The 10,205-nt window shown below is 72.8% G+C and carries 7 protein-coding genes; 2 read left to right on the top strand and 5 right to left on the bottom strand.

The window, feature by feature from the left end; all coding sequences use genetic code 11:
• Position 1: 1 nt before the first annotated feature.
• From HA073_RS15500 to ppdK, 5 genes are all read right to left on the bottom strand, one after another.
• Positions 2-1,636, bottom strand: coding sequence for a BCCT family transporter (locus tag HA073_RS15500; RefSeq protein ID WP_069088860.1), 1,635 nt, complete (start codon positions 1,634-1,636; stop codon positions 2-4).
• Between the two features lie 172 nt (positions 1,637-1,808).
• On the bottom strand, positions 1,809-2,645 hold the full coding sequence (locus HA073_RS15505; RefSeq protein WP_113972670.1) for a siderophore-interacting protein: 837 nt from the start codon (positions 2,643-2,645) through the stop codon (positions 1,809-1,811).
• 38 nt (positions 2,646-2,683) lie between these two features.
• Complete coding sequence (locus HA073_RS15510; protein ID WP_064448150.1) at positions 2,684-3,913, bottom strand: deoxyguanosinetriphosphate triphosphohydrolase; 1,230 nt, start codon at positions 3,911-3,913, stop codon at positions 2,684-2,686.
• Entirely contained in the window at positions 3,910-4,257 is a 348-nt protein-coding gene (locus HA073_RS15515; RefSeq protein ID WP_064448149.1) for a VOC family protein, read from the bottom strand. The genes HA073_RS15510 and HA073_RS15515 overlap by 4 nt, the downstream gene beginning before the upstream one ends.
• Before the next feature lie 117 nt (positions 4,258-4,374).
• Positions 4,375-7,083 (bottom strand): pyruvate, phosphate dikinase, encoded by a 2,709-nt coding sequence (ppdK, locus tag HA073_RS15520; protein ID WP_166456726.1) that lies wholly within the window; start codon positions 7,081-7,083, stop codon positions 4,375-4,377.
• Positions 7,084-7,393: 310 nt separating this feature from the next.
• Here ppdK and HA073_RS15525 point away from each other — a divergent pair, with 310 nt between their 5' ends.
• Both HA073_RS15525 and HA073_RS15530 read left to right on the top strand, forming a co-directional pair.
• A complete protein-coding gene (locus HA073_RS15525) occupies positions 7,394-9,154 on the top strand; it encodes a beta-N-acetylhexosaminidase (RefSeq protein WP_166456727.1) in 1,761 nt (586 codons plus the stop codon).
• 727 nt (positions 9,155-9,881) lie between these two features.
• Positions 9,882-10,205: C39 family peptidase (locus HA073_RS15530; RefSeq protein ID WP_205797336.1), on the top strand; the 324-nt coding region annotated here is incomplete at its 3' end.

Below are 10,205 nucleotides of genomic sequence, written 5' to 3' on the forward strand. Positions count from 1 at the left end.
CTCAGCGGCGCCGACTGTGGAACCAGCGGGTGACGGGGGCCGGCTCCTCCTCCTCGTACGACCGGGCCGCGTTCACCGCGGCGGCCAGGCCGGAGCGGCGGGGCCGGGGCCCGGCGCGCAGCACCGGATCGGCTGCCATCTCCCGGAGCACCGCGACGGCCAGGCCCAGCATCACCACGACGAACGGCAGCGCGACCAGGATGGTCGCCTGCTGCAGCGCGGCCAGCCCGCCGGCCAGCAGCAACGCCGCCGCGACAGCGCCGATCAGCACACCCCAGAGCACCACCACCCCGCGGTGCGGCCGCAGCGCGCCGCGCGAGCTGAGCGAGCCGAGCACCAGCGACGCCGAGTCCGCGCTGGTGACGAAGTAGAGCGCGATCAGCACCATGGCGAGCACGCTCGTCAGCGTGGCCAGCGGCAGCGCGTCGAGCAGCCCGAACAGCGCCTGCTCGGACCCGGCTTCCACGTCGGCCACCAGGTCCCGGGTGCCGGTGGTCTGCGTACGCAGGGCGGTCCCGCCCATCACCGCGAACCAGACGGTGCTCGCGCCGCTGGGTATCAGCAGCACCCCGATCAGGAACTGGCGGACCGTACGGCCGCGTGAGATGCGGGCGATGAACGTGCCCACGAACGGCGCCCAGGAGATCCACCACGCCCAGTAGAAGATGGTCCACGAGCCCAGCCAGGCCGGATCGGAGAACGCCCCGGTACGCGTCGACATGCGCACCAGGCCGCTCAGGTAGTCACCGACCGAGGCCGGCAACACCTCCAGCGTGTAGACGGTCGGACCGACCACGAACACGAACAGCATCAGTACGACGGCGATCAGCACGTTCGTGGTGGACAGCCACTTGACGCCCCGGTGCAGTCCGGAGAAGGCGGAGACGACGAACGCGAGCGTGAGCGCGCCGATGATCGTCAACTCGACGGCCCGGCCGTCCGGCACACCGGCCACCAGGTCGAGGCCGGCCGCCACCTGGAGCGCGCCCAGCCCGAGACTGGTCGCGGAGCCGAACACGGTGGCGAAGACGGCGAGCAGGTCGATCGCGCGGCCGAGCGGGCCGTCGGTCCGGTCGCCGAGCAGCGGCGTGAACGCGGACGAGATGCGGTTGCCCCGCCCCTTGCGGAACGTCGAGTACGCCAGGGCCAGCGCCGCGATCGCGTAGATGCCCCACGGATGCAGCGTCCAGTGGAAGAGCGTGTACTGCATGGCGGTCGCGGCGGCGGCCCCGGTCTGCGGCGCGACGCCGGAGGCGGGAGGCGGCGTCGCGTAGTGCTGGATCGGTTCGGCCACGGCGAAGAACACCAGGCCGATTCCCATGCCGGCGCTGAACATCATGGCGACCCAGGCCAGCGTGTCGAACTCCGGCTCGTCGTCGTCGGCGCCCAGCCGGATCCGGCCGAACCGGGAGGCGGCCACGACGACCGCCAGCACCAGGAAGGCGTCCGCCGCGAGCACGAAGAACCAGCCGAACGTGCTCACGGTCCAACTCAGCCCGGCCGCGCCGAACGACGCCAGGGAACCACGCGCGAACACGCCCCAGGCCACCACGGCCAGCACCCCGGCCACGCCGACCCCGAGCACCACCCGGTCGGCCGGCTGCGTCCCGGCCCGCTCCCCCACGTCTTCCCCCATGACCCCATCCTGGGCAGCGCAGCCGCCCGGGTAGGACGAAACGCCCACTCCGCCTCCGTCGATCTTGGAGTTGCGGCGCCCAGGATGCCCGCTTCACACCGGTATCAGAGGCGCCACAACTCCAAGATCGGCGTCGGGAGCGGGGGCGGCGGGCGGCGAGCGGCGAGGGCGGTCAGGAGGGGACGGCGGTGGCCTCCTCGGCCTCCACCGCGGCGTTCCAGGCCGGCTTGGTGGATCGCCAGCCCTCGTCGTCCAGGCCCTGCCGCCAGTAGCCGGAGATGGACAGGTCGCCCCGGGGCACGCCGCGCTCGACCCGCAGCAGCCGCCGCAGCTCCTTCACCGCGCCGGCCTCGCCGTGCACGAACGCGTGCACCCGGCCGGGCGGGAACTCCAGCGCCCGTACCGCCTCGACCAGCGGCTCGCCGTACGGGCGGCCGTCGCGGTGCAGCCAGCACACCTCGACAGCGCCCGCACTGGTCAGGGGCAGCTCGTCGGCCGGGCCGCCGACCTCGACGTACACCTTCGCGGGCGCGCCCGCCGGCAGCCGCTCCAGGGCGGCGGCGATGGCCGGCAGCGCGCTGTCGTCGCCCGCCAGCAGGTGCCAGTCGGCGGCCGGGTCCGGCGCGTACGCGCCGCCCGGCCCGGTGAACAACACCCGGTCGCCGGGCCGCAGCGCCGCCGCCCACGGCCCGGCCAGCCCCTCGTCGCCGTGGTGCACCACGTCCACCGTCATCTCACCCGCCGCGGCGTCCCAGGCCCGCACCGTGTACGCGCGCAGGCGCGGCCACTGCTCCGCCGGGAACTCCCGCTTGATCGTCGCCAGGTCGACCGGGTACGGGTAGGTCACCCCGGCCGGCGGGAAGACGAACTTCACGTAGTGGTCGGTGTACGCGCCCACCGGCAGCCCGGCCAGCTCGGGACCGCCCAGGACCAGGCGGATCAGGTGCGGGGTGGGCCGCGTGGTCCGGACGACCGTGGCGGCGGTGAGCTTCTTCGGGCGGTCCGTCATGCCACTTAGGCTAACCTAAGCTCGCCGGGGTGATCCGGTCAGCTCGGCGACACCAGGCGGGCGTGCCAGGCCAGCGCGGCCGGATCGGTGAGCGAGGCGACCTGGTCGATCACCACGCGCAGCCGTCCGGCGTCGTCCGCCGCCTCCCGCCACAACGGCGCGAACACCGGGTCGAGCGCGTCCGGCGCCCGGTCCAGCAGCGCCGTCACCAGCCCGGCCAGGACGTCGCGCTGCCGCGCGTACCGGCCCTCGGCACCGGGGCGGCGCATCACGTACCGCAGCGCGATGCCCTTGAGCAGCGCGCACTGCGCCCGGGTCCGGCGCGGCACCTCCAGGTCGGCGGCGTAGCGGCGGTGCGGGCCGGGCCCGTGGCGCTGCTGCGTGGCGGCCACCACGCGGGAGACGAACCGGCCGGTGAGCACGCTCGTGGTGGCCTTCAGCGCGGCGAGCGCACGGTGGCTGCCGTCGTACGCGGCCAGCGGGGCGAGCACCGGGTCGGCGAGCAGGTCGGCGAGCACCTCGCCCAGGTCCTCCGGCGCCTCACCCGAGTACGTGGCGGACACGTCGGCGCAGAGCGCCCGCCGTTCGTCCGGGTCGGCCAGCAGCGGGCGCAGGTCGACGTATCCGCCGTGGATGCCGTCCTCGACGTCGTGCACCGAGTACGCCACGTCGTCGGCCCAGTCCATCACCTGGGCCTCCAGGCAGCGCCGGGTGCCGGGCGGCGCGCCCTCGCGCAGCCAGTCGAAGACCGGGCGGTCGTCGGCGTACACGCCGAACTTGCGCTCACCGGGCCGGCGCGGCCACGGGTACTTGCTCACCGCGTCCAGCGCGGCCCGGGTCAGGTTCAGCCCGGCCGAACGCCCGTCCGCTGTGAGCACCTTGGCCTCCAGCCGGGTGAGCACCCGCAGCGTCTGCGCGTTGCCCTCGAACCCGCCGCAGGCGGCGGCCAGCTCGTCCAGCGCGTACTCGCCGTTGTGCCCGAACGGCGGGTGACCCAGGTCGTGGGCCAGCCCGGCGGTGTCCACCACGTCCGGGTCGCAGCCGAGCCGGGCGCCCATCTCGCGGGCGATCTGCGCGACCTCCAGCGAGTGGGTCAGCCGGGTACGCAGGAAGTCGTCGGTGCCGGCGGTGTGCACCTGCGTCTTCGCGGCGAGCCGCCGGAACGCCGCCGAGTGCAGCACCCGGGCGCGGTCCCGCTCGAACGGCGACCGGCCGTACCCGGTGTCCTTCGGCGCCTCGTCGACCAGCCGCGCCGCGTCGCCGCTCACTTCCCCCGGAGAACGCAGAACTCGTTGCCCTCCGGGTCGGCGAGCACCGTCCACTCCACGTCTCCCTGGCCGATGTCGACGTGCCGCGCGCCCATGTCGACCAGGCGCTCGACCTCGGCCTCCAGGTCGGCCGGGCGCAGGTCGATGTGCAGCCGGTTCTTCCCCTCCTTCGGCCCGGCGACCGGGACGAAGACGAGACCGGGCAGCGTGTCGGGGGTGCGGCGGATCTCCACCTCGTCCGGCTTGTCGGTGACCACCTGATAACCGAGCGCCTCCGCCCACCAACTGGCGAGCCGGGACGGGTCCCGGGCGTCGATGGTCAGGTTCTCCCAGACGGCGGTCATGCGCCCACCCCTCCTGATCGACACGTGGCGGAAGCTCAGGTTACGCCGAGGAGGCCGGAAAGGCGCGCCAGGCGGTACGCGGGGCCGTCGATGAACACCGGCGGCCCCGCGTCGGCGTCAGCGGGAGTCGGAGCCGGTGGTGGTGATGGCCGCCCGGCCGGCCTCCAGGCGCGCCACCGGCACCCGGAACGGCGAGCAGGAGACGTAGTCCAGGCCGACCTCGTGGAAGAAGTGCACCGAGTCCGGGTCACCGCCGTGCTCGCCGCAGACGCCCAGCTTCAGGCCCGGGCGGGCCGCCCGGCCCTCCTCGGCGGCGATGCGGACCAGCCGGCCGACGCCATCGGTGTCGATCGACTCGAACGGCGAGATGCCGAAGATGCCCAGCTCCAGGTAGCGCCAGAAGAACGCGCCCTCCACGTCGTCGCGGGAGAAGCCCCAGCCCATCTGGGTCAGGTCGTTGGTGCCGAAGGAGAAGAACTCGGCCGCCTCGGCGATCTGCCCGGCGGTCAGCGCCGCCCGGGGCACCTCGATCATCGTGCCGATCAGCACCTCGACGCCGCTGTCCCCGACCACCTCGGCGATGATCCGCTCGGCCTCGGCGCGTACCGTCTCCAGCTCCTGCACGGCCCCGACGAGCGGCACCATGATCTCCGGGCAGGCCCTGCCGCCGTCGCGGACGACCGCCACGGCGGCCTCGGCGATCGCGCGGACCTGCATGGCGAACAGGCCCGGAATGACCAGGCCGAGCCGGACGCCGCGCAGGCCCAGCATCGGGTTCTCCTCGTGCATCCGCCGGACGGCGGCGAGCAGCGCCTCCTCCTTCGCGACGTCCTCACCGCGCTCCTGCGCGACCGCGACGTTCACCGCGAGCTGCTCCAGCGGGGGCAGGAACTCGTGCAGCGGCGGGTCGATCAGCCGCACGGTGACCGGCAGGCCGTCCATCTCCCGGAAGATCTCGATGAAGTCGGCCCGCTGCAGCGGCAGCAGCGCCGCGAGCGCGTCCTCCCGCTCCCGCGCGCCGGAGGCCAGGATGAGCCGCTCGACCAGCTCGCGCCGGTCACCGAGGAACATGTGCTCGGTGCGGCACAGGCCGATGCCCTCGGCGCCGAAGCGCCGGGCCCGGGCCGCGTCCGCGCCGGTGTCGGCGTTCGTGCGCACGCGCAGCCGCCGCGCCGCGTCGGCGTGCGTCATGATCCGGTGTACGGAGCGGACCAGCGCGTCGTCGGTGTTCTCCGGGTCGAGTTCGCCCTCGAAGTACTGCACCACCTCGGACGGCATGACCGGCACCTCGCCGAGGTACACCTTGCCGGTGGTGCCGTCGATCGAGACCACGTCGCCCTCGTTCACCACGTGGTCGCCCACTGTGAACCTCTTCGCCGGCACGTTCACGTCCAGCTCGTCGGCGCCGGAGACGCAGGTCTTGCCCATGCCGCGGGCCACCACCGCGGCGTGGCTGGTCTTGCCGCCCCGGGAGGTCAGGATGCCCTTGGCGGCGATCATGCCGTTGAGGTCGTCCGGGTTGGTCTCCCGGCGGACCAGGATGACCGCCTCGCCCTCGGCGGCCAGCTCGACCGCCCGGGCCGAGGTGAAGACGACCTTGCCGGACGCGGCGCCCGGGGAGGCGCCGATGCCCTTGGCGACCGCCTCGAACTCGTGGTCGAGCTGGAAGCGCGGGAACATCAGCTGGGCGAGCTGCGCGCCGTTGACCCGGTGCAGCGCCTCGTCCAGGTCGATCAGGCCCTCGTCGACGAGCTGCCCGGCGATGACGAACGCGGCGGCGGCGGTGCGCTTGCCGACCCGGGTCTGCAGCATCCAGAGCTTGCCGCGCTCGATGGTGAACTCGATGTCGCAGAGGTCCTTGTAGTGCTCCTCCAGCCGGGCCATGATGCCGAGCAGCTGGTCGTAGGAGGTCTTGTCGAGCTGCTCCAGCTCCTGCAACGGCACGGTGTTGCGGATGCCGGCGACCACGTCCTCGCCCTGGGCGTTGGCCAGGTAGTCGCCGTAGATGCCCTGCGCGCCGCTGCCCGGGTCGCGGGTGAACGCGACGCCGGTACCCGAGTCGGGGCCGAGGTTGCCGAAGACCATCGCCACCACGTTGACGGCGGTGCCCAGGTCGGCCGGGATGCGCTCCTGGCGGCGGTAGAGGATCGCCCGCTCCGCGTTCCACGAGTCGAAGACCGCGCGGATGGCGAGGTCGAGCTGCTCGCGCGGCTCCTGCGGGAACTCGCGGCCGGTGTGCTTGGCGAAGATCTTCTTGTACGCGTCGACCAGCCCCCGCAGGTCGTCGGCGTCCAGGTCGAGGTCGTTGTGGGTGCCCTTGGCGCTCTTGATCTCGTCCAGCGCGTGCTCGAACTCCTCGCCCGGCACCTCGCAGACGGTCTTGCCGAACATCTGGATCAGCCGGCGGTACGAGTCCCAGGCGAACCTGTCGTTCCCACCCGCCTGGTTGCTGAGGCCGACCACGCTGCGGTCGTTGAGACCCACGTTGAGGACGGTCTCCATCATGCCGGGCATGGAGAACTTGGCGCCGGAGCGTACCGAGACCAGCAGCGGGTCGTCCGGGTCGCCGAGGCGGCGGCCCATCTCGCGCTCCAGGGACTCCAGGTGCGCCTCGATCTGCGCGGCCAGGCCGTCGGGCTCACGCCCGGTCGTCAGGTACGCCTTGCAGGCCTCGGTGGTGATCGTGAAGCCGGGCGGAACCGGCAGGCCGAGGTTGGTCATCTCGGCCAGGTTGGCCCCCTTGCCGCCGAGCAGATCCTTCAAATCCTTGTTGCCCTCGGCGAAGTCGTACACGTACTTGTGCTCGCCCGATTCCTGCGCTTCCACCAGAGCCTCCAACGCGCGCCATTGACACTTAACGAAGGTTTAGTTCGGACATACCCCGGGAGTGACCACCGGTAATCCCGGCTCGTCAGCGTCGGTGGGCCGAAGGCTAGGCGAGTTTCGTGAAACCTGGGAGCGTTCGGTGACTTTCGGCACAACGGTCGCCACTATGCGCGTTCGTACGGGTTGTTGGGAACGCTTCCACGAGCACGATCACGCAATTCCGCTTCCCCTCGTACTCTTGACTGACTGCGTCCCGCGGATCCTCACCTTTGCCATATCCCGCGCGAATACACCCCTCGGAGCCGTCGCCGTGCCGACCACACCCACCGCCCCGGAGACCGGGCCGGAGCCGACCGACACCCGTCCCACCAGCACGCCGGGTGAATTGCTGCCCGGCGTGGCGACGCCTGCCGCCGAGCTGGCGCGGGTCGCCGCGGGCCGTGCCACCGAGGTGCTCGCCGGACCGGCGCCGGTCCGGCTCGACGACGTGGTGCCCGCGCCCGAGCAGGTGTTCCCGGACCCCGCGGGCGACTTCACGCTGGGCGCGGACGCCGCGCTGCGGGTCAGCCCCGCCGGGCGGGACGTGGCCGAGCAGCTCGCCACCTGGCTGCGTCCGGCCACCGGCTTCCCGCTGCCGGTCGCCGACGCCCCCGCCCGGGGGGACGGCCCGCTGACGCTCACGCTGTCCCCGTCCGCCCCGGATGCCGCCGCTGCTCCCGGGACCCGGGCGACGGACGACGGCTCCGGCGGGCCGGCCGTCGACGGGCTCGAGGGCGAGGGCTACCACCTCGACGTGACCGCCACCGGCGTCCGGATCACCGCCGCCACCCCGGCCGGCCTGTTCCACGGCGCGCAGACGCTACGGCAGCTCCTGCCGGCGGCGATCGAGAGCCCCACGCCGGTCGCCACCCGCTGGGCAGTGCCCGGTGGCACCATCGTCGACCGTCCGCGTTTCCCCTATCGGGGCGCCATGCTCGACGTGGCCCGGCACTTCTTCCCCGTCGAGGACGTGCTGCGGGTGGTCGACCACCTGGCCCGGTACAAGCTCAACCACCTGCACCTGCACCTCACCGACGACCAGGGCTGGCGGATCGCCGTCGACTCCTGGCCCCGGCTCACCGAGGTGGGCGGCGCGACAGCTGTCGGCGGCGGCCCCGGCGGCTGGTACTCCCGCGACGACTACCGGCGCATCGTCGCGTACGCGGCCCGCCGGCACGTCACTGTGGTGCCCGAGATCGACCTGCCCGGCCACACCAACGCGGCGCTTCTCGCGTACCCCGAACTGGCGCCCGGCAAGGTCGCGCCACCGCCCTACACCGGCACCGAGGTCGGGTTCAGCTACGTCGACCCCGCCGACGAGCGGACGTACGCCTTCGTCGCCGACGTGGTCGGCGAGGTGGCCGCGCTCACGCCGGGGCCGTGGCTGCACCTCGGCGGCGACGAGGCGTTCAAGGTGCCGGCCGAGAGCTACCGCGCCTTCGTGGAACGGGCGCAGCGGCTGGTGCAGGCCACCGGCAAGACGGTGGTCGGCTGGCACCAGCTCGCCCCGGCCGGGCACGTCGACGGGCGCGTCCTGCAGTGGTGGGGCACGAACGGCGACGACCCGGAGACCGCCGACGCGGTACGCCGGGGCGCCCGGGTGATCCTCTCCCCCGCCAACCACGCGTACCTGGACATGAAGTACGCGCCGGACACCCCGATCGGGCACGACTGGGCGGGTCTCATCGACGTGCGCCGGGCGTACGAGTGGGATCCGGGCACCCACGTGCGGGGCGTACCGGCCGAGGCCGTGCTGGGCGTGGAGGCGCCGCTGTGGACCGAGTCGGTGAGTACGCCGGCCGAGGTCGAGTACATGCTCTTCCCCCGCCTGCCCGCCGTCGCGGAGCTGGGCTGGTCCCCGCGTGCCACGCACGACTGGCAGCGGTTCCGCAGCCGCCTCGCCGGCCACGGCCCGCGCTGGGCCACCGCCGGCATCACCTTCCACCCATCCCCCGAGATCCCCTGGCCCCCCACCCCCACACCCGTCCCCACCCCGCGCCGCCGCCCGGAGGACAGCCCTCGTCGATCATGAGGTTGGCGGCGACAAACCGGACACAAACCGCCGCCAACCTCATGATCGCCCGCTGCTGGCGGGAGGTCTTGGGGCACCGTGGCTTGATCGACTCCAGCTCGGCGACGTGGTGGCATCAGAGGCTCCGCGACACCACCACGTCGGCGAGCTGGAGTTGATCACTACCCAGGGCCAGGGCAGCGCGCCGGGAAAACGGACAGCTCACGCCCGCCGGAGCCGCGAACACCCCTCACCAAGCGCGTTGTCGACCAAGGAGTTTGCGGGATCTTGCAGTTGACGCCCCGGAAAAAGGTGCGAATCGGGCACCTCAAGGGCCGCAAGCGCAAGATCGCGATCGGGGGTTGGGCCCTCGGGTGGTGATCAAGGGGTTTGTGTCTGTTCTGGGTGGTCTGTCGGACACGAACTCCTTGATCAACGCCGGGCGGGGGCTGGGTGGATTGTCCGGGTTCGGGGTGGTGGGCGCCACGGCTGGGCTGGAATCGGGGCGGGGTGCGGGGCGTTGTACATGGCAGACCGCGCCGCACCCGCCGACCACCCCGCCCCGCCCCGCCCCCGGCGGGCTGGGAATGAGGCCGGGACGCCGGTCGTTACATCCCCGAGCCGCCGGAGCAGGCCGTCCCCCTGGCCGCCCGAGCGAGCCACCGGCCCGACGCACATACCGGGCCACCTGATCTTTCTCTGCGGCATCCCCCATCGCCGCGTACCCCCGACAGAGAGGCAACTGATCATGGCTACCACTCTGCTGCGCAAGACCGTTCTGACCGCTGCCGGTGTCGTCGCCACCGCCGGTGGGATCGCCGGCCCCGCCGTCGCCGCCCAGGCCACCCCGGCCGAGCGCGCCGCCGCCCAGGTCACCACCGACCGCAAGGGCCACGGCGAGCGGGAACTCGACGTCCGCTACGAAGCCCAGCCCAACTTCTACTTCTGCGGCCCCGCCGCCGCCCGCAACGCGCTGAGCGTGCAGGGCAAGAACATCGACGTTCACGCCATGGCCGAGGAGATGGGCACCACCGAGGCCGGCACCAACTCCATCAACGACATCACCCCGGTA

The sequence above is a fragment of the Micromonospora sp. CMU55-4 genome (assembly GCF_011602315.1).
GTDB lineage: Bacteria > Actinomycetota > Actinomycetes > Mycobacteriales > Micromonosporaceae > Micromonospora > Micromonospora chalcea.